This is a genomic window from Caulobacter sp. FWC26, assembly GCF_002742645.2.
Lineage (GTDB): Bacteria > Pseudomonadota > Alphaproteobacteria > Caulobacterales > Caulobacteraceae > Caulobacter.
The window spans coordinates 1994329-2014071 of sequence record NZ_CP033875.1; the positions used below are offsets into that span (position 1 = coordinate 1994329).

Below are 19743 nucleotides of genomic sequence, written 5' to 3' on the forward strand. Positions count from 1 at the left end.
GCGCGAGTGACATGCTATGGTCGACTCGAAATGAGACGTCGCAGCTGTTCGCGACGTCTGCGAGACAGGTGGTTAGGACCATGTCGGAGGCGCCGCGCGCGCCCGGCGCGCCAGGAGGGCGGCGCCGGCGGTCGCCGGAGGAGACGTCGTGCTATGCGGCGCTCGATCTCGGGACCAACAACTGCCGCCTTTTGGTGGCGACGCCCACGCCGCGCGGGTTCCGCGTGGTCGAGGCCTATTCCCGCATCGTTCGCCTGGGAGAGGGTCTTTCCCAGACGGGTCAGTTGTCGGACGCGGCCATGGATCGCTCTCTGGCGGCCCTGAAGGTCTGCGCCGAGAAGATTCGCCGGCGCAAGGCGATCCGCGTGAAGGCGGTCGCGACCCAGGCCTGCCGAGGCGCGGCCAATGGTCCAGAGTTTGTTCGCCGGGTCCACGAAGAGACAGGCCTCAAGCTTCAGATCATCAGTCCGCGCGAGGAAGCGCAGCTTTCGGTCGCCGGGTGCATGAGCCTGTTCGACCGTCAGCAGGACGCGGCCCTGGTCATTGATGTCGGCGGCGGCTCGACGGAGCTGTCCTGGGTGGACCTGAAGAGCGGTGGGTTGGACGCCAAGCCCCGACAGTTCGCGGCCTGGAAATTGCCGATCAAGGCCTGGCTGTCGATCCCTGTCGGCGTGGTCACCCTGGCCGAGCGCTTTCCCGAGGGCGAACGAGCCAATCCGGCCTGGTTCCGCGCCATGGTCGACGATGTGAAGGCCCGGATCGAGACGTTCCCGCATGCCGAGCCGATGCGGAAGGTGTTTGCGGAGGGCCGGGCGCATCTGGTCGGCACCTCCGGCGCCATCACCAGTCTCGCGGGTCTGCACCTGGGCTTGCAGCGCTATGACCGCAACGTGGTCGATGGTCTGTGGATGAACCGCACCGACTGCGACGCGGCCGCCGATCGCTTGCTGGCCCTCACCTCGGCGGAACGCGCGGCCGAACCCTGTATCGGGGCCGACCGCGCCGATCTGGTCCTGGCCGGCGCGGCGATCCTCCAGGCGGTCCAGGAGTTGTGGCCATGTTCGCGCGTGCGTGTCGCCGATCGAGGGCTTAGAGAGGGGCTGCTATTGTCCTTGATGTCCGATCAGCAGCGACGCCCGCGCCGGCGTCGTCGCGGCGGCGCCCCGAAGAAGTCCGAAGCCGCATGAGCGAAGATCCTCCCCGCCGTCGTATGGTCAAGCCGCCGACGGGCGGCAACGAAGGCGGACGTGGCAAGCCCGCGCGCCTGAAGACCGCCTATGGCCGCACCCCCAGCCAGCAGGCTTGGCTGGAGCGGCAGATCAACGACCCGTTCTCGGCCAAGGCCCGGGCGTTGGGCTATCGCAGCCGCGCGGCGTTCAAGATCAGCGAGATCGACGACAAGTTCCATTTCTTCCGCAAGGGCGCGAAGGTCATCGATTTGGGCTGTGCGCCGGGCGGCTGGCTGCAGATCGCGGTCGAGCGTGGCGTAACCACCCTGGCGGGGATCGACCTGTTGCCTGTCGATCCGGTGGCGCCGGCGCACCTTCTGGAGATGGACTTCACCGCCGACGGCGCGCCCGAGAAGCTTCTGGAGCTTCTGGGCGGCGAGCCTGACCTCGTCATGTCCGACATGGCCCCGAACACCGTGGGCCACCGCGAGACCGACCACCTGAGGATCGTCGGCCTGATCGAGATCGCCGCCGAGTTCGCGATCGATGTGCTCAAGCCGGGCGGCGCCTTCGTCGCCAAGGCGTTCCAGGGCGGAGAGACGGCCGAGATCATCGGCAAGCTGAAGCGGCATTTTGACAAGGTCCAGCATTTCAAGCCCAAGGCCAGTCGGCAGGACAGCTCGGAGGTGTTCCTGGTCGCGACGGGATTCAAGGGGCGGTGAGGCCGGGGGAGCGCGTGATCGGTGGGCTGATCGCGCGGCCCTTTCGCAATCTGGCCTTCGCCGTGGCGTTCGTGCTGGCGGTGGCGGGCGTCGCGATCCTGGCCTACATGCGCGCCGGCTGGTCGTTCGACGACGCCCTCTATATGGTCACCCTGACGATTTTCACGGTGGGCTACGGCGAGGTTCGCCCCGTCGACACCGACTACTTGCACGCCGTGACGATGGGCACGATGGTGTTTGGGTGCACCGGCGTCATTGTTGTCACCGGTGCCTTGGTTCAGGCGCTGACCCAGTCTCAGCTGGAACATTTCTTTGGGAAGCGCGTGGAACGCGACATCGAAAAGCTCGACGATCACATCGTCATCTGCGGCTTTGGGCGCATCGGCCTGATGCTCGCCAACGAACTGTCGGCTGCGGGCGAGCGCTTCGTGGTGATCGAGCGCGACGAGGCGCGGTGCCAGGAGGCGCGGGACCTCGGCTACCTCTGCCGGCACGCCGACGCCACCGACGAGGATATCCTGCGCGCCATGCGCGTTGAACGCGCCAAGGTGCTGGCGACCGTACTTCCAGACGACGCGGCGAACGTGTTCATCACGCTGTCGGCCCGTAGCCTGAACCCCAAGATCGAGATCATCGCGCGGGGCGAACGACCCACGACCGAGCGCAAGCTGGTCCAGGCCGGCGCGGACAAGGTGGTGATGCCCGCTCACATCGGCGCCGAGCGGATCGCCGAGATGATCCTCTATCCGCGCCTGGCCAGCTTTCTGAAGGAGGCCCGGGCGCCCGCCGCCCACCAGAGTGAAGCGCTGGCGCAGTTGGGCCTGGACCTCGGACTGGTCACGGCGCCGGCGTCCTTCGCCGCGCGGCGCGTCACGGTGGGCGAGTTCGAGCGGCGAGGGGGCGTGCTGGTCGTCCGGATCGAGCGCGCCAACGGGACCCTGATCGAAAAGCCCAAGCCCGACGAGGTCATCAGCGCGGGTGACGGCGTGGCGGTTCTGTCCAAGCTTGGTCGCCTGGGTCTGGACGCCATCGCGGACTGACCTAGGGGGCGGTTGAGGAAAAATCATCTCCAAATCGGCGACGTGGCGGGTCGACAACGGTCGACCTCACGGCTATATCCGCGCCGCAAAATGGAGACTCCGATGGAGATTCGCGAAGGGCTCACCTTCGACGACGTTTTGCTCGAACCCGCAGCGTCCGACGTCATGCCCACCCAGGTGACGACCGAGACCCGGTTCACGCGTGAAATCAGTCTGAACATTCCGCTCGTGTCCGCCGCGATGGACACGGTGACCGAAAGCCGCCTGGCGATCGCCATGGCTCAGGCCGGCGGCATGGGCGTCCTGCACCGCAACCTCACCAACGAGGAGCAGGCCGACCAGGTGCGCGAGGTCAAGCGCTATGAAAGCGGCATGGTGATCAATCCGCTGACCATCCATCCCGACACCACCCTGGCCGAAATCCGCGAGATCAAGGCCCGTCGCAAGATCTCGGGCTTCCCGGTGGTCGAGCGCGGCTCTGGCAAGCTGGTCGGCATCCTGACCAACCGCGACATGCGGTTTGAGGGCGACGACAAGGTTCCGGCCTCGGCGCTGATGACCCGCGAGAACCTGATCACCGTCTCGGAAGGCGTGGATCACCGCGAGGCGCGCGAGCTGCTGCGCAAGCACAAGATCGAGCGCCTGATCGTGGTCGACGACGCCTACCGCGCCGTCGGCCTGATCACCGTCAAGGACATCGAGAAGGCTCAGGCTCATCCTTTGGCCGCCAAGGACGACAAGGGCCGGCTGCTGGTCGGGGCGGCCTCGACCGTGGGCGACGCGGGCTTCGAGCGCTCAATGGCGCTGGTCGACGCGGGCGTGGACGTCGTCGTCATCGACACGGCGCACGGCCATTCCAGCCAGGTCGCCGCCGCGGTGACCCGCCTGAAGCGCGAGGCCAACCGCGTCCAGATCGTCGCCGGTAATATCGCCACCTACGACGCCGCCCGCGCCCTGATCGACGCCGGCGCCGACGCGGTGAAGGTCGGTATCGGTCCGGGCTCGATCTGCACCACCCGCATCGTCGCAGGCGTGGGCGTGCCGCAACTGACCGCGATCATGGAAGCGGTTCGCGCCGCCAAGGACAGCAACACCCCGGTGATCGCCGACGGCGGCATCAAGTACTCGGGCGACCTGGCCAAGGCCATTGCCGCCGGGGCCTCGACCGCCATGATGGGTTCGATGTTCGCCGGCACCGAAGAGGCGCCGGGCGAGGTGTTCCTGTACCAGGGGCGCTCCTACAAGAGCTATCGCGGCATGGGCTCGGTGGGCGCCATGGCGCGCGGCTCGGCGGACCGCTACTTCCAAAAGGAAGTCACCGACAACTTCAAGCTGGTGCCGGAAGGCATTGAGGGGCAGACGCCCTATAAGGGCCCGATCTCGCCGGTGCTGCACCAGCTGGTCGGGGGCTTGCGCGCGGCGATGGGCTATCTCGGCGCGCCGACGATCCCCGAACTGCAGCAGCGCGCCAAGTTCGTGCGCATCACGGGCGCGGGCCTGCGTGAGAGCCACGTCCACGACGTGATGATCACCCGCGAGGCGCCCAACTATCCGAGCGCGGTCTAGCCGATGCGGATGGCCTTCGAGCTGCAGATGATCGCCGTGGCGGTCGTCATCGGGATTCTCAACCTGCTCTGGGCGTCGGCCGCCGCCCAGCCGCAGCGCGGCTTGAAGTGGAATGTCGGTCCTCGCGACGAGAAGATCGAGCTGACCGGCATGGCCGCTCGGCTCACGCGGGCCTTCGCCAATTTCCGCGAGACCTTTCCGTTCTTCTTGGCCTTGGTCATCATCGACTACCTGGGAGGTCGCCTGGGGGATCTGACGGCCTATGGCGCGGCGCTGTATGTCGCCGCGCGCGCGGCCTATGTGCCGCTCTATGCGTTCGGTGTGCCCTTTGTCCGCAGCCTGGTCTGGCTAGCGTCGATGTTTGGGATCCTGATGCTGCTCGCGGCCCTGGTGGTCTGATGCGGGACGGAGGACGGGTTTCAGCGGCGATCGAGGTTCTCACCGAGATCGAGGCACGGCATTTTCCGGTGAAGATGGCGCTGAAGCGCTGGGGCGAGACCGCGCGCTATGCGGGGTCCAAGGACCGCGCGTTCGTGTCGGGTCTGGTGCTGGACGCGCTGCGCCGCAAGCGCTCGCTAGGCTGGATGATGGCGGACTCCAGCGCCCGGGGCGTGATGTTGGGCGTGCTGGCCTTCATGTGGAAGTGGCCGGTCGAGCGGATCGCGGAAGCCGCCGCTGAGGAGCACGGCTTCGGCGCCCTGACGGACGTCGAGCGTGAGCACCTAGCCACGCCGGTTTCCATCGAAGGCGCGCCGGCGCCCGTAGCGGGCGACTACCCCGATTGGCTGGAGCCGCACCTAGGGCGCGCTTTGGGCGCGGATCAGGCGGTCGAAATGCGCGCCTTGTCGGAACGCGCCCCGGTAGATCTGCGGGTCAACACGCTGAAGACCGATGTCGAACGTTGCGCCAAGGCCCTGGCCTTGATCGACGCCGCCCCGGCCGGCGTCTTGCCGACCGCCTTCCGCATTCCCGCGCCCGCCGCCGCCGACCGCACGCCGTCGGTGGAGGCCGTGCCCGCCTTCTCGAAGGGCTGGTTCGAGGTTCAGGACCTGGGCTCGCAGATCGCCGCAGCCGTGGCGGGCGAGGTGAAGGGCAAGCAGGTTCTCGACTTCTGCGCCGGCGGGGGCGGCAAGACGCTGGCCCTTGCGGCCGCCATGGGCAATAGCGGCCAGATCTTCGCGCACGACAGCGACGCGCGTCGCCTTGCCGACACCATCCGCCGTGGTCAGCGCGCCGGTGTTCGCAACCTGCAGATCCGCTCGCCGATCGAGGCCACGCCCCTGAAGGGCCTGGAAGGCAAGATCGACGTCGTCTTCGTCGATGCCCCTTGCACGGGCGCCGGCACTTGGCGCCGCCACCCGGACGCCAAGTGGCGTCTGTCGCCCGACCAGCTGGCCAAGCGCCAGATCGAGCAGGACAGCGTGCTGGAAGACGCCGCGACCTTCGTGAAGGCCGGCGGTCGCATGATCTATGTGACCTGCTCGCTGCTGACCGAGGAGAACGAGGACCGTGTCGCCGGCTTCCTCGAGCGCCACCCTGAATTCACCGTCAAACCGATCGCCCTGGACGGGGTCACCCATGTGACCCCGGAAGGCTATCTGCGCCTGACGCCCCATCGCGCGGGCACGGACGGCTTCTTCGCCGCCGTGCTGCAACGCGCCTCCTATACGCCCTGATCGCTCAAGTCCGACCGCTGGAGACCTCGCCCATGACTCAGAAAACCGACCACCAGCGCGTCCTGATCGTCGACTTCGGCAGCCAGGTCACCCAGCTGATCGCGCGCCGGGTGCGTGAGGCCGGCGTCTATTGCGAGATTCATCCGTTCGACAAGGCCGAGACCATCGTCGACGACTATCAGCCCAGCGCCATCATCCTGTCGGGCGGTCCGGCCAGTGTGCTGGAGCAGGATAGCCCTCGCATCGGCCGCAAGCTGTTCGACCTTGGCTTGCCGATGCTGGCCATCTGCTATGGCCAGCAACTTCTGTGCGACGTTCTGGGCGGCAAGGTCGAGGGCGGTCACGCGGGTGAGTTCGGCCGCGCCGAACTGACCATCGGTAAGCAAAGCCCACTGTTCGCCGGCCTGGCCGGCGTCGGCGAGGTCGAGACGGTGTGGATGAGCCACGGCGACCGCGTCACCGCGATTCCGGAGGGCTTTGAGGTCATCGCTACTTCGACCGGCGCGCCGTTTGCAGCGATCGGCAATGACGCCAAGAAAATCTATGCGCTTCAGTTCCACCCCGAGGTCTATCACACGGTCAACGGACCCGCGATGTACCGGAACTTCCTGTTCAATATCGCCGGCCTGAAGGGCGACTGGACCATGGCGGCCTTCCGCCAGGAGATGGTCCAGAAGATCCGCGACCAGGTCGGTTCGGGCAAGGTGATCTGCGGCCTGTCGGGCGGCGTCGACAGCTCTGTGGCCGCCGTGCTGATCCACGAGGCGATCGGCGACCAGCTGACCTGCGTGTTCGTCGACACAGGCCTGCTGCGCAAGAACGAGGCCGACCAGGTCGTGACCCTGTTCCGCGACCACTACAACATCCCGCTGGTCCATGTGGACGCCGGTGACCTGTTCCTGGGCGAACTGGCCGGCGTCAGCGACCCGGAGACCAAGCGCAAGACCATCGGCCGTCTGTTCATCGATGTCTTCGACAAGGAAGCCGCCAAGATCGACGGCGCGGAGTTCCTGGCCCAGGGCACGCTCTATCCCGACGTCGTCGAGAGCGTCTCGGCGCGCGGCGGCCCCTCTGCGGTGATCAAGAGCCACCACAATGTCGGCGGTCTGCCGGACTACATGAAGCTGAAGCTGGTCGAGCCGCTGCGCGAGCTGTTCAAGGACGAAGTTCGGGCGCTGGGCGTCGAGCTGGGCTTGGCCCCAGCCTTCGTCGGCCGCCATCCGTTCCCTGGTCCGGGTCTGGCTATCCGCATCCCGGGCGAGATCACGCCCGAGAAGGTCAAGATCCTACAAGACGCTGACGCCATCTACCTCGAAGAAATCCGCAATGCGGGCCTCTACGACCAGATCTGGCAGGCCTTCGCCGTGCTGCTTCCTGTGAAAACGGTCGGCGTGATGGGCGACGCGCGCACCTACGAGAACGTGCTGGCCCTGCGAGCCGTGACCTCGACCGACGGCATGACCGCAGACTTCTTCGAGTTCCCATGGCCCGTGCTGGGCAAGACCGCCACGCGCATCATCAACGAGGTTCGCGGCGTCAATCGCGTCGTTTACGACGTGACCAGCAAGCCGCCCGGCACGATCGAGTGGGAATGATTTTTGCCCCTCCGGCAGTATCCGATTGTACGCCAGGGTACGGCATAAGTATCTGAATAACAAAGATAAAACTGTCATCGTCTATCGCCATCTATCGAGGGACAGTGCTCCGGTTTGACGGTATAGTGGACGGTATGGGGGAACTTGTTCGGTTAGAGATTTCGCTATACCGTCATGGCCAAGAGAGCTGCTGACGGTATAGTTTTTGGCCTTAAGGCATTGAAAGAGCGAATGAAATTCACTTTCAGTGACCCCAGTTTTGGGCTGACGGTATAATCGGTGCCTCTCTGCTGTTTTTGGACAGATTTGGAGGTCTCCATGCTCACGGACACAGCGATTAAGGCGCTGAAAGCACAGAAGAAATTGTACAAGGTGAGTGACCGTGACGGTATGTATGTCGTGGTCCAGCCGTCCGGGGCGATCGTGTTTCGGTACGACTATCGACTCAACGGACGGCGCGAGACGCTGACGCTCGGCCGATATGGCCCTGACGGCCTCTCACTTGCCAGGGCTCGCGAGAAGCTGATCGATGCGAAGCGGGCCATTTCAGAGGGGCGGTCGCCTGCTCAAGAGAAGCAGCATGACAAGCGGCGACTGAAGGAGGCGAAGCGATTCGGCGAGTTCGGCGAAAAGTGGTTCCAGGAGTCGCGCATGGCGGACAGCACGCGGGCTATGCGGCGCTCCATCTACGAGCGCGACATTCTGCCGACATTCCGAAACAGGCTCCTAACGGAGATCACGCCGGACGATCTCCGTATGATGTGTGGGAAAGTGAAGGATCGCGGCGCTCCAGCCACGGCCGTCCATGTGCGCGATATCGTGAAGCTGATCTTTGCATTCGCCATCCTGCATGGCGAGAAGGTCGCCAACCCAGCGGATGAGGTTGGGCCTGCGTCCATCGCGACCTTCGTGCCGAAGGATCGGTCCCTATCGCCCGCGGAGATCCGCGTCATGCTCGGTCAGCTTGAGCATGTGCCGACACTGCCGACCATACGGTTGGGAATGAAGCTTTTCCTCCTGACGATGGTCAGGAAGAGCGAGCTCCAGGATGCCACCTGGGATGAGGTCGATTTTGAGAACGCCGTCTGGTCGATACCCAAGGAAAGAATGAAGCGGTCGAAGGCACACAACGTCTACCTGTCTCAGCAGGCCATCGACATCTTCATCGCGTTGAAAACCTGCGCCGGCAATTCGCGCTATGTCCTTCCGTCGCGATATGACGCTGACGCGCCAATGTCGCGGGCGACGTTCAACCGGATCACGACCGCCGTGGTCGCTAGAGCGAAAAAGGAGGGGCTGCCACTTGAGCCCTTCACTGTTCACGATCTTCGACGCACCGGGTCCACTTTGTTGAACGAACTCGGCTTCAACAGCGACTGGATCGAGAAGTGCTTGGCGCATGAGGACGGACGGTCCTCGCGTGGCGTCTACAACAAGGCGGAGTATGAGCACCAGCGCCGGCATATGATGCAGGAGTGGTCCAACCTGGTGGACGCTTGGGTCGCGGGTCGGAAGTATGTGCCGACCCTGCTCCCGGCCACGATGGAGCTGCTTGAGCTCGAGCCTAGTGTTTGACAGGCCGAGAGCGGCGCAATCTCACGTCGGGGCTTGGAGCGCGTTCGATAGCATTGGCCCGAGAGGCACGGCGTCGAGCGTCAAGCCAAGCTTCGACTTCTGCCAGATCCCAGACGACGCAACGCGAGGTGAGATAGAAGCGCTGCGGGAATTCTCCTCGCTGCTCCATGTCGTAGATTGTGCTGTCGGCAAGCGGCACGATCTCTCGTAGCTGATGCCGGCGAATTGTCCTGCGGGCGACATGCGGCGCAACGCTCATACCGTATCTCCACTTCTTTACTCTTGTGGAGATAGAAGGCGATAGATCTTCCGATTTGAAGCCGCCGCGTGAAGGGATGCGGTAATATCGGGCTATAGCGTGCACATCGGACGGGCCGTCTCAACGGGCAAGTGCCATCTAGGAGTGTCGGCTGACCCTTGGGTTCTTGTTTGAAGCGCCGTCATCCGTGGAATAGCAGCCCGATGAAAGCCGCGACTCACTTCAAAATCCGCCGTAGAAATACGTGTCGGTTCGAATCCGACCGCCCGCACCATCTACCCAAAGCGGCACCCTAAATGGGTGATGAGAGACGTTGTCTCGTAAGGAACCCCGTTCCCGATCGCCGCCTAAGTCCTCCGCTGCCCGGAAAGCTGATTGACTGCATCCTACAGACAGTTGGGATATGAGATCGCGACCTGCACGACAGCCCAATTATTCATTCATCGCGGCAACGCGATCTCCGAAAAATGCTTCCGGATGAAATCCAGCTTTGGATCGATGTAGCGCTGGCAGAAGGGCCTGCTTGGATCGGTGCGATAATAGTTCTGATAGCGCTCGTCCGAAGCTTTGAAACCCTTGAACGGGAGCACCAGAGTGTGGACAGCCTTGTCTGTTTCAGCGGCAAACTGCGCGATTGCCTTCTCGGCTTCTATCCGCTGACCGACTTCAAAGACATAGATGGCGCTTCGATATTTTCCGCGCGGTGAGCGAGCTCTTGTGGCGGAGTGCGTCCTTAGATGCACTTCGGCGAGCGTGGCCAATCCAATAGCCGCAGGGTCGAAACTTACGACCACACCTTCGGCCCACGTGTCGGCCGGCGTTTCTGATTGCAGAAAGCCCTGATCGACTTGGGAGACGCCTCGCAGCGCCTGAAAGACGCCCTCGGTGCACTAGTGGCATCCGCCGCCGAAGCCGACTTTCTCCATTCATCAGCTCCTATGCAGTCGGGTGATCCCGGCCGCCGCCGGCGCGGGCGATAAGCTGCCGAGGAACGAGATGATCCGCGGCGCCACTTGGTCGGCCATTTCGACGTGGGGATAATGGCCGGCACCTTCCACGATCATTGTCTCGGCATGCAGCCGGCTTGCTAGGTTCTGAGCTTCCTCGACCGGGTTTGGGAAGTCCGGATCCTTCGTCCCCATCACAACAAGCGCGCGAACGGCGCTGTCATCTAGAATGGCGGCCGTGTCGGCTTTCGAAAGCGAGAGCATCGTCAGCAGCGCCTGCATCCGTCCCGGCTCTCTGAGATTTCGAGCGATGGCCGACTTGATCGCCTCGTGGTCAAAAGCTCGCTTCGTTGGTGTGTTCCGGCTTGCAAAACTAACCCCCTTCTCGGGGAGATAGGCGTCCAAAGTTGACCCCCTATCCTTGAGGCTTTGATGGCCAGATCGGCGGCTTGTGGAGCTGCGGATCGAGACAGGGATGTTGGTATTGGAGACGGTGGCGAAGATCCGGCGCGAGCATTTCGCGCGGGGTAAGGGCGTGAAGACGATCGCGCGGGAGATGGGCCTGGCGCGCAACACGGTGCGCAAGGTCTTGAGATCGGGAGAGACCTCTCTGGTCTACGAGCGGCGCGAGCAGCCGCACCCCAAGCTTGGGACCTTCATCGAGCGCCTGGAGGGCATGTTGGAGGCCAATGCCTCGGGCCCTCGTAAAGACCGGCTGACGCTGACACGGATCGCCGACCTACTAAGTCGTGAGGGATACGACGGTAGCTATGATGCGGTTCGGCGCTACGCGAGCCGCTGGGCTGATCAGCGCCGGGGCGTCAGCTCGCCGGTCGAGGCCTTCGTGCCCCTGAGCTTCGCGCCGGGCGACGCCTACCAGTTCGACTGGAGCCACGACCAGGTGGAGATCGGCGGCACGCCGCTGACGGTGAAGGTGGCCCACCTGCGGCTCAGCCACAGCCGCCGCTTCTACATCCGGGCCTATCCGCGCGAGACCCAGGAGATGGTGTTCGACGCCCATGCCCGGGCCTTCGCGCTGTTTGGCGGTGTCACCCGGCGGGGCATCTACGACAACATGAAGACCGCCGTGGAGGCGGTGTTCGCCGGCAAGACCCGGCGCTTCAACCGGCGCTTCGAGCAGATGTGCTCCCACTACCTGATCGAGCCTGTGGCCTGCACCCCGGCCTCGGGCTGGGAGAAGGGCCAGGTGGAGAACCAGGTCGGCTACGCCCGCGACAACATCTTCAAGCCGCGCCCTCGGTTCAGGACCCTGGAGGAGCTGAACGGCTGGCTGGAAGCCGAGTGCGAGCGCCGGGCCCGCAACGACCGTCACCCCGAGTATCGCGACCGCACAGTCCAGGAGGTGTTCGAGGCTGAGCGGCCGTTCCTGGCGCCGTTCGTAGGGCCCTTCGACGGCTTCCACCAGGTCGAGGCCGTCGCCCAGGCCACCTGCCTGATCAACTTCGACCGCAACCGCTACTCGGTGGAGGCCAGGGCGGCGCGCCGGGCGGTGCAGATCCGAGCCTATGCCGACCGGGTCATGGTCCTGTGCGACGGCGAGGTCGTGGCCGATCATCCCCGCGGCTTTGGGCGCGACCACACCGTCTATGACCCCTGGCACTATCTGCCTGTCCTGGCACGCAAGCCTGGGGCGCTGCGCAACGGCGCGCCGTTCCAGGACTGGTCTCTGCCGCCCGCCCTGACCCGGCTGCGCAAGCGACTGGGCTCGGGCGACGAGGCCGATCGGCGCTTCGTTCGGGTGCTGGCCAGCGTCCTCGACGACGGCCTGGACGCCGTGGACGACGCGGTCCGCGAGGCCCTCGACGCCGGCGCCGCCAGTGACGAGGTGATCCTCAACATCCTGGCCCGACGGCGCGAACCGCCCAGGCCCGAGGCGATCACCACGTCACAGGCCTTGGCCTTGCGTCATCCGCCGATCGCCGACTGCGCCCGCTACGACCTGCTGCGAGGTCCCCGTGCAGCGGCATGAGATGATCGAGGCCCTGGGTCAGCTGGGCCTGAAGGGCATGGCCGCCGCGTTCGACGACGCGGTGACCACGGGCCTGCAGCGCAACCGCACCGCCTTGGAGATGCTGGCCGACCTGCTCAAGGCCGAGACCGCGCACCGCCAGGCCGCCTCCATCCGCTACCGGATCACCGCCGCCAAGCTGCCGGCGATGAAGGATCTGGCGCGCTTCACCTTCGACGGCTCGCCGATCAATGAGGGCCTGGTCCGCGCCCTGCACAGCGGCTCGTTCCTGGCCGATCACCGCAACATCGTCCTGGTCGGCGGCACGGGCACCGGCAAGACCCACCTGGCCATCGCCATCACCGCCAACGTCGTGCGGGCCGGCGCCCGTGGCCGCTACTTCAACACCGTCGATCTGGTGAACCGCCTTGAGGACGAGGCCCGGCGCGGCAAGACCGGCGCCTTGGCCGCCCAGCTCTCACGTCTGGACGTCGTGGTGCTCGACGAGCTGGGCTACCTGCCGTTCGCCCAGTCCGGCGGCCAGCGCCTGTTCCACCTGATCAGCAAGCTCTACGAGCGCACCTCGGTGATCATCACCACCAACCTGACCTTCGGGGAGTGGCCCACCGTCTTCGGCGACGCCAAGATGACCACGGCGCTGCTCGACCGCCTGACTCATCACTGCGACATCGTCGAGACCGGCAATGACAGCTGGCGGCTCAGGAACCGCGCCTGACCGGCGCGCCCAGCGTCATCCACAACTTGTTCAACCTCCCCCAGACCCCCTCCGGGCAGCTGAAAGATCAGTGGCTCACTAGGCGGCGACGCGCTGCGCTAGCTGACCGCTACGCGCCTCGCCGCCGGTCCGGGAACAGAGCGTAGAGGGGTCAACTTTGGACGCATATTGGGGGTCAGCTTTGGACGCCGTTTGACATCGTTGGATAGAGGCTGCTCCAGTATGTCGTCCAAAACCACGTCCGCCATGGCCCGGCGAACCCTATCGAAAGGACGAGCTTCTGGACGCTCGTCAGTGGAAGGTCTCGGACTATCGGACCGAGGAGCACGACACTGCGGACCAGGTCCGGACTCTCTCTCGCCGCCCTATAGAGCTGACCCGGCCGCGAAAGAGTTGCCAGTGATGGTGGCAGGGCCTGCGCCCAAGCGTCTCACGATAGAGATTGCGTCCAGGCCCACTGACCGGGCGGAGTAGTCAGTCCATCGCGCTGACGTTTCGCCGAATCCCCGCACATCCATCGTGACGACGCGGAATTCTGCCTGCTTTAGGTCGGGCCCTAGGAGCCGATATTCGGATCGCAGATCGCCCATCCCTGGAATGCACAGCACGATGTGCCCCGGACCGCCGGTGTCGTCGAAGGCGATACGGCCGCTGTCGACCTCAATGTACTCGGTGCGGACAAGAGACGAGGCCATCGAGTTTCCCTTCCCGTGAGATCGAGCTTCAGGCTGGTCGACCGACTTCGAACAAGAACCAGGCGCGTCGCTCCGCCTCGTCGGTCCAGGTGTCGATCAGGCCGGAAGTTGCGTTGTCCTTGGCTTTGTCCGCCACGTCCTTGGCGCGACGCAGTGACTCCACCATGTGTAGGTTGTCAGCGCGCAGCTCAGCGAGCATGTCCTGCGGCGTCACGAAATCCGCGTCGTTGTCCTTGATCGTTTGATGGCGAGCGATATCGCCGATCGATCGTAGCGTGGTGTTACCCGTCTTCCGGGCGCGCTCTGCGATCGCGTCAGTGGCAGCGAGTATCTCGGCCGCCTGCTCGTCGAGGAGCAGGTGATAATCCCTGAAATATGGCCCGGAGACGTGCCAATGGAAGTTCTTCGTTTTCAGGTAAATAGCATAGCTGTTCGCCAAGATGATCTTGAGAGCATCGGCGACAGTCATGGCCGCGCTTTCGTCGAGGTCAGATGGCGTCGGAGCGGGTGCGGAACTAGATTTCGTCATCGCTAGGACTTCCTCGATTGAATATTCTGCGGGATATCAGCGTCGTGCCTCCTCTGACGCTGCGGTGTAGAAGAAGGATTTACTGAATGATCCCGTCCAATAAATCGTCGCTATAGTTTCGATATCCTTGGTGGAGCCGAAAGGCGCTGCTGAAATTCGATGCCTAGGGACGCTGCGAGCGCCTTGTTCTTCAGGCGTCCGGTCGATAGCTCAGAACGAACGCTACAACCTTATCCGCCGACATCTCACACGGCTTGAGCGACGCCTTCCCGGAAGAGACGCGATAAAGATTGAAGCTGATAAGGTCTGAGCCTGCCAACTCCCGGGCGAAAAGACTGTTCCGTCGTCCATCCTTCGATCGACGCACGGTCACGCCGAACCGTCGACCGTCGTAGATGCCTTCGCTGTAACCTTCCGGCAGTTCCTTGAAGGCCGCATCAAACTTTGCCCGCTCCATCCGACCCCACCACACTCATCTGAAGGACGGTTTGAACCCCGTTGTTTCCCTAACGGCCAACGAGTCCAGAGTCAGCCGACCGCGCTCAGACTTCTAATGTCGGCCAAGCGTCATCCGCACGTTATCATCCCAAAGAAACCCAGCTTTGTGAGCGTTGGAAAATGACCGACCGCTACGCAACATCCACGCCTTTCCAGAAAGCAAAGTAGCCTCTAATCGCTTCAGCGCTGGCCGTTGGGTCAGGATAGGTCCAAGCGGCATTTAGGTTGCGCTCGCCGCCTACACGAATGTGGAAATAGTGGGCGGATCCCTTCACAGGGCAGACCGAAGTCTGCTCACTCCGTTCGAGCCGGCTGTGGTCGACGTCTTTGGGCGGGAAATAGTGATTGCCGTCGACGACTACCGTTTCGTCGCTCGTAGCGATGGTGGCGTCTTTCCAAATTGCTGAGACCATAAAAACCTCCTGTGTCGCCTATCGCCCTCGGGCCGGCAGGCCGAGGCGAAGCCCAGTCAGTTCGCGGGCGCCCCGCCCGCAAGAAGCTTGTCCAGTTCGCCATCGGCATCGAGCCGGGCGAGATCGTCGGAGCCACCGACGTGCGTTCCGTTGATGAAGATTTGGGGCACGGTGCTGCGGCCCGACGCCTTGATCATCGTCTTTCGGTGTGCCGGGTCGGACTCGATGTCGTGCTCGGTCCACTGCACGCCTTTTTCAGTGAGAAGTGCCTTCGCGCGACGGCAGAACGGGCACCAGCTCGTGGTGTAAAGGAGGATGTCTGGTTTCATTTCCTCGTCTCCGATCGTTCATGTGTGGGGTTGCGGCCGATGCTTGGGGGACGTCGACCTCTGCGAAGGTGTAGGCATGGGACCGAGCGGCGGGCTCAAGGGTTTCGGTTTCGAAAGTCCGATTGCGGATGAGTTGGGCCATCACGCTGCCATCCTTCGGACCGTGTCTAAGACGCGGTCCCGGCGATAAGGCTTTTGAAAGAAGACGATGTCCTGCGGCACGACCGCTGCTTCCGGCCACGGCCTGCCGGACGTGATGATGATCTGGATGGCGGGCCAGCGCTCGCGAATGCGGATGGCGAGCATGATTCCATCGATGCCGCCGGGCATGTTCACATCAGTGAAGACGACACGGATGTCGAGCCGATCTTGCAAAGTTACGAGCGCATCGGACGCATCCGACGCCTGAAGCACTTCGAATCCTGCTTCCTCGATCATGTCCGATGCGAACAGACGAAGGAGTGGCTCGTCTTCGACGACGAGCACCACGGGTTTCACCATTCCACGCATACTCCCATCAACCTTGAACCAGGTGACGCATGGAGGCGTGTAGATCAGCAGCTAACCCGGAGGGCTCGTAGCGGACATCGACGCCTCCTGTGCCGACAAGGCCGATGTTGATCAGCTTCGAACCAAAACCTCTGCGCGTCGGCGGGACGACGGGTGGTCCCCCGCGCTCACGCCATTGGATGCTTAGAAGATCGCTCTCCTGCCCGTTCAGTATGCCCCACGTCAGAGACACCTCGCCGTGATCATTGCTCAGCGCGCCGTACTTGCAGGCGTTGGTCAGCAACTCGTGCACTATCAGCGAAAAAGAGAGCGCCGCTCGCGGCCCAAGGGCCACCGTAGGGCCACTCATGTCGACCCGATCCGAGAATCCTATCGCGTCAATCACGGTCGCGGCGATCGTTTGCAAGTCAGCCTGCGTCCAACTCATTTGAAGCAAGGCGTCGTGCGCCGCGCTAAGAGCCATCAGACGGCGCTCAAAGGCGTAGACTGCATCGCGATCGGTGACGTTTCGCAACGTTTGGCTCGCGATGGCCTGAACCATAGTGAGCATGTTCTTCAAGCGGTGAGCGATCTCACCATTCACGATGACTTGCTGCTGCTCGGTGCGGAGCCTCGCGACCCCAGCCTCGAGCCGGTCCGCCGCGCTCCGCAGGAACGAGATTTCTTCTGCTGGCCACGGTCGGGGGTGCGCCGAATGGACAAAGAAGACGGCGATGGTCTTGCCTCGATCTCTCACTGGCATGTCGACCAGAGACCGAACGCCGACACGCACTGCGCTCTCGAGATTATGGAGCGTGCGGTCGTCGGTTAGGGCGTCCCAAACGATCAGGGGGTCGCCACCGACGAGCGGCTTGCGCAAGCTTCCGTACTCTTCGAGACGGTGGCGGCCGGCGATGCTCATAATCCCGGGCGCCGTCCAATCTGTTTCGACGTCAATGGTCTCGACGTCATCGTCGACGGATCCGAACCCGGCCCGGTCCGTGGCAAGCGCCCTGCCCACGATGGCGGCGGTAGCCGACGCCATCTCGGCGGTGTCGTGACTGCTTCGTATGGTCTCGCCGATCTCGACCAAGGCTGTCTGCAGCCCCGTGAGGCGCTCGCTCGCGTTGGCGACACGGCGCAGTTCAAGATTTTCGCTGGCGAGGCGAGCAAGTGCCTGAAGCATCGCCTTTTCCGCTTCGCTGAGCCCTTTAGGCCGCGGAGCGGTATCGATGACGCAGAGCCGACCAACGATCGCGCCGGATCGCAGCATGAGCGGTGCGCCAGCGTAGGCGCGAAAGTGCCTGACGCCGGTGACGAGCGGATTGCGCTTGGTCCGCGCGTCATTTGTGAGATCGACGATTTCCAAGAGGTCGCCCTGATCGATCTCGATCCGACAGACCGAGTGTTCGATTTCGGTCTCGCACACCTCGAGCCCGTACTTGGCCTTGAACCATTGACGGTCGGTGTCGAGGAGAGTGATGAGCGCGATCGGAACGTCGCAAGCCTTTGCCGCGACGAAAACGAGATCGTCGAAGGCTTGCTCTTCCGGCGTGTCGAGGACCATGAGGTCCGCAAGCGCCTTCGCCCGCTGTGCCGGCCCGAAATCTGTTTTGTCAGAGTTCAGGCTCACCAGAGCTCTCCCGGTCGGGGCCTTGAAGCCTGAACATGGCCGATCATGCGCTTTGGCTTAGTCACGTCAGTGCCCCCTCACGCGCGGCGGCCACTGCGATGACGGGCCCCCCGTGTCGCGGCTCTGATCGGCGGCGGCACCAATAGTCAGAACGATCTTGCCCTGGATGTGGCCTGCCTCTGCTCGATGATGAGCGGCAGCCGCTTCGGAAAGCGGGAATGTGCTGTCCACGGCGACGCGAACCGCACCGCTATCGAGTAGTTGAGCTAGCTTGGCCAACTGATCGCCGTTGGAACGAACCTGAGTCGCCGAAACGGTCACCCCCCGGCCGGCAGCCTCGTCATGTCCGGCAAAGCCGAGGGGAAAAATCGGGAACAGCGCGCCGCCCGGACGGATGGTCTGCAGAAAGCGGCTCGCGGCCGGGCCGCCGACAGCGTCGACGACGAGATCGACGTCGCGCACATCGTCTTCGGGCTTGGTCTGCGTGTAGTCGATGAACTCGTCAGCACCCAGTTCGCGGAGGAAAGCCTCGTGCCGGCTTGACGCGACAGCTAGTGGCGCATCCTCATAGCGGAGGACCTCGGGAGCGCCGAACTCATGGAAGCGGATCGCCTTCATCTCATACCCCCCAATCAGACGCGTTCGAGGAGGGCGACGGTGCCTTGACCGCCGTCGGCACAGATGCTGACGATCCCGAGAGACCCGACCGGCATGGCCCACAGCTCTTTGACGGCTTGGCTGAGGTCACGCGCGCCAGTCGCGCCGAAGGGATGCCCGATAGCTACCGAACCGCCGTTGGGATTGACGCGATCCCAGTCGAAGTTACCCATCTCGGGCGAGACGCCGGCCTTCTCTCGGACCCAATTCGGATCGGTGATGGCTGCGACATTGGCCAAGACCTGTGCCGCGAAGGCTTCGTGGATCTCCCAAAGGGCAATGTCGGAGAATGCCAGCTGATGTCGCGCGAGCAGACGCGGAATGGCATATGACGGTGCCATCAGAAGCCCCTCCGTGTGGAGGTCGACCGCAGATATTTCGAAGTCGACGAGCCGCACGTGAGCCGTGCCTTCGGGGAGCCTCTGCAAACCTTCTTCATTGGACACCCAACAGCCGGCCGCCCCATCTGTGATCGGAGAGCTGTTGCCAGCTGTCAGGCTACCCATGCCGCTCTCGCGATCAAAGGCCGGCTTCAGACCTGACAGCCGTTCGGCGGACGTGTCCGCACGCGGGTTTGCATCGCGGGCAAGTTCCGGCAGTGCAATCACGAGGTCATCGAAGAAACCGCTGTCCCAACCGGCGATCGCTCGCTGGTGGCTCTTGAGAGCCCAGTCGTCCTGTGCCTCACGCGAGATCCGCCACGCCTTGGCGGTCTCCTCCATGTGATCGCCCATCGTCCTGCCGGTAAGGCGGTTGGCCCATCCCTTCGTCGGGAGCACATAGTCGGTAGGAGCCAGCGCCCCCAAGGCGGCAAGTGCTGCTGCGGCATCCTGCGCGAACAAATCGGTGAGCCGCTTTGATGCCTCGGGGGTAAGCGCGAGCGATGGCCGGCTCATGACCTCAGAGCCGCCGACCATGATCAAGTTAAGGCCGCCACCGAGCATGCCGGCCGCAGCGAAACACGCGGTCATGCTGGTTGAGCACGCAAGAACAACGGAGAATGCCGGGACATTGGGATTGAGTTTCGCGTCTAGCCATACCTCACGAGCGATATTGCTCCAGCCCAGGTTTGGGATGACGCTTCCCCAGACAACGAGGTCGGGCTCGGCAAGCTTCCCCATCTCCTGAACGACGGGCACGGATAAGGAGACCGCGTCATAATTCGCCAGTGCTCCCCCGCCGCGCCCAAAAGGGGTCCGAAGGCCTGCGGCTACGAAAACTGGTTCTGCAAAGCGGCTCACAGTGG

The 19743-nt window shown here is 63.8% G+C and carries 21 protein-coding genes and 1 pseudogene; 10 read left to right on the plus strand and 12 right to left on the minus strand.

Annotation, left to right across the window (positions count from 1 at the left end; translation table 11 throughout):
• Window positions 1-80: 80 nt before the first annotated feature.
• The 8 genes from CSW63_RS10960 (at window position 81) to CSW63_RS10995 (ending at window position 9343) form a co-directional block, all read left to right on the plus strand.
• Window positions 81-1187, plus strand: a complete 1107-nt coding sequence (locus tag CSW63_RS10960; protein ID WP_062097008.1) for a Ppx/GppA phosphatase family protein — start codon at window positions 81-83, stop codon at window positions 1185-1187.
• Entirely contained in the window at window positions 1184-1891 is a 708-nt protein-coding gene (locus CSW63_RS10965) for an RlmE family RNA methyltransferase (protein ID WP_062097006.1), read from the plus strand. Before CSW63_RS10960 ends, CSW63_RS10965 begins: the two co-directional genes overlap by 4 nt.
• Window positions 1888-2931 carry a TrkA family potassium uptake protein gene (locus CSW63_RS10970; RefSeq protein ID WP_062097004.1) on the plus strand — a complete coding sequence of 348 codons (1044 nt, stop codon included), beginning with the start codon at window positions 1888-1890 and terminating at the stop codon, window positions 2929-2931. Before CSW63_RS10965 ends, CSW63_RS10970 begins: the two co-directional genes overlap by 4 nt.
• Before the next feature lie 102 nt (window positions 2932-3033).
• Window positions 3034-4497 carry an IMP dehydrogenase gene (gene guaB / locus CSW63_RS10975; RefSeq protein ID WP_062097002.1) on the plus strand — a complete coding sequence of 488 codons (1464 nt, stop codon included), beginning with the start codon at window positions 3034-3036 and terminating at the stop codon, window positions 4495-4497.
• A gap of 3 nt (window positions 4498-4500) precedes the next feature.
• Entirely contained in the window at window positions 4501-4896 is a 396-nt protein-coding gene (locus CSW63_RS10980; RefSeq protein WP_062097000.1) for an MAPEG family protein, read from the plus strand.
• Entirely contained in the window at window positions 4896-6173 is a 1278-nt protein-coding gene (locus CSW63_RS10985) for an RsmB/NOP family class I SAM-dependent RNA methyltransferase (protein ID WP_062096994.1), read from the plus strand. Before CSW63_RS10980 ends, CSW63_RS10985 begins: the two co-directional genes overlap by 1 nt.
• A gap of 32 nt (window positions 6174-6205) precedes the next feature.
• On the plus strand, window positions 6206-7768 hold the full coding sequence (gene guaA, locus CSW63_RS10990) for a glutamine-hydrolyzing GMP synthase (protein ID WP_099503734.1): 1563 nt from the start codon (window positions 6206-6208) through the stop codon (window positions 7766-7768).
• 318 nt (window positions 7769-8086) lie between these two features.
• On the plus strand, window positions 8087-9343 hold the full coding sequence (locus CSW63_RS10995; protein ID WP_099503732.1) for a tyrosine-type recombinase/integrase: 1257 nt from the start codon (window positions 8087-8089) through the stop codon (window positions 9341-9343).
• Here CSW63_RS10995 and CSW63_RS11000 read toward each other — a convergent pair.
• From CSW63_RS11000 to CSW63_RS11010, 3 genes and pseudogenes are all read right to left on the minus strand, one after another.
• On the minus strand, window positions 9333-9602 hold the full coding sequence (locus tag CSW63_RS11000; RefSeq protein ID WP_099503730.1) for an AlpA family transcriptional regulator: 270 nt from the start codon (window positions 9600-9602) through the stop codon (window positions 9333-9335). The two genes, CSW63_RS10995 and CSW63_RS11000, sit on opposite strands and share 11 nt — an antisense overlap.
• A 440-nt stretch (window positions 9603-10042) precedes the next feature.
• A pseudogene (locus CSW63_RS11005) lies at window positions 10043-10480 on the minus strand (peptide-methionine (S)-S-oxide reductase); the annotation flags it as partial.
• 51 nt (window positions 10481-10531) lie between these two features.
• Window positions 10532-10954, minus strand: a complete 423-nt coding sequence (locus CSW63_RS11010) for an alpha/beta fold hydrolase (protein ID WP_127846962.1) — start codon at window positions 10952-10954, stop codon at window positions 10532-10534.
• 70 nt (window positions 10955-11024) lie between these two features.
• On the opposite strand from CSW63_RS11010, the gene istA reads away from it, so the two are divergent.
• Window positions 11025-12539, plus strand: coding sequence for an IS21 family transposase (gene istA, locus CSW63_RS11015; RefSeq protein ID WP_066684306.1), 1515 nt, complete (start codon window positions 11025-11027; stop codon window positions 12537-12539).
• Window positions 12526-13254: an IS21-like element helper ATPase IstB gene (gene istB / locus CSW63_RS11020; protein ID WP_066684304.1), complete on the plus strand. Its 729-nt coding sequence runs from the start codon at window positions 12526-12528 to the stop codon at window positions 13252-13254. Before istA ends, istB begins: the two co-directional genes overlap by 14 nt.
• 365 nt (window positions 13255-13619) lie before the next feature.
• On the opposite strand, the gene CSW63_RS24125 is transcribed toward istB, so the two are convergent.
• From CSW63_RS24125 to CSW63_RS11065, 9 genes are all read right to left on the minus strand, one after another.
• Window positions 13620-13949 (minus strand): alpha/beta fold hydrolase, encoded by a 330-nt coding sequence (locus CSW63_RS24125; RefSeq protein ID WP_099503726.1) that lies wholly within the window; start codon window positions 13947-13949, stop codon window positions 13620-13622.
• Window positions 13950-13977: 28 nt separating this feature from the next.
• A complete protein-coding gene (locus CSW63_RS11030) occupies window positions 13978-14418 on the minus strand; it encodes a Dps family protein (RefSeq protein ID WP_246842048.1) in 441 nt (146 codons plus the stop codon).
• Window positions 14419-14668: 250 nt separating this feature from the next.
• Window positions 14669-14935, minus strand: a complete 267-nt coding sequence (locus CSW63_RS11035; RefSeq protein WP_058193713.1) for a hypothetical protein — start codon at window positions 14933-14935, stop codon at window positions 14669-14671.
• A gap of 172 nt (window positions 14936-15107) precedes the next feature.
• On the minus strand, window positions 15108-15389 hold the full coding sequence (locus CSW63_RS11040; RefSeq protein ID WP_058193715.1) for a DUF427 domain-containing protein: 282 nt from the start codon (window positions 15387-15389) through the stop codon (window positions 15108-15110).
• Window positions 15390-15445: 56 nt separating this feature from the next.
• On the minus strand, window positions 15446-15718 hold the full coding sequence (gene grxC / locus CSW63_RS11045; protein WP_058193717.1) for a glutaredoxin 3: 273 nt from the start codon (window positions 15716-15718) through the stop codon (window positions 15446-15448).
• A gap of 141 nt (window positions 15719-15859) precedes the next feature.
• On the minus strand, window positions 15860-16219 hold the full coding sequence (locus CSW63_RS11050) for a response regulator (protein ID WP_200969033.1): 360 nt from the start codon (window positions 16217-16219) through the stop codon (window positions 15860-15862).
• Window positions 16220-16235: 16 nt separating this feature from the next.
• Entirely contained in the window at window positions 16236-17840 is a 1605-nt protein-coding gene (locus CSW63_RS11055; protein WP_058193720.1) for a sensor histidine kinase, read from the minus strand.
• Window positions 17841-17906: 66 nt separating this feature from the next.
• Window positions 17907-18458, minus strand: coding sequence for a zinc-binding dehydrogenase (locus CSW63_RS11060; RefSeq protein ID WP_079979739.1), 552 nt, complete (start codon window positions 18456-18458; stop codon window positions 17907-17909).
• Between the two features lie 14 nt (window positions 18459-18472).
• Entirely contained in the window at window positions 18473-19738 is a 1266-nt protein-coding gene (locus CSW63_RS11065) for a thiolase family protein (RefSeq protein WP_071537973.1), read from the minus strand.
• Window positions 19739-19743: the final 5 nt, after the last annotated feature.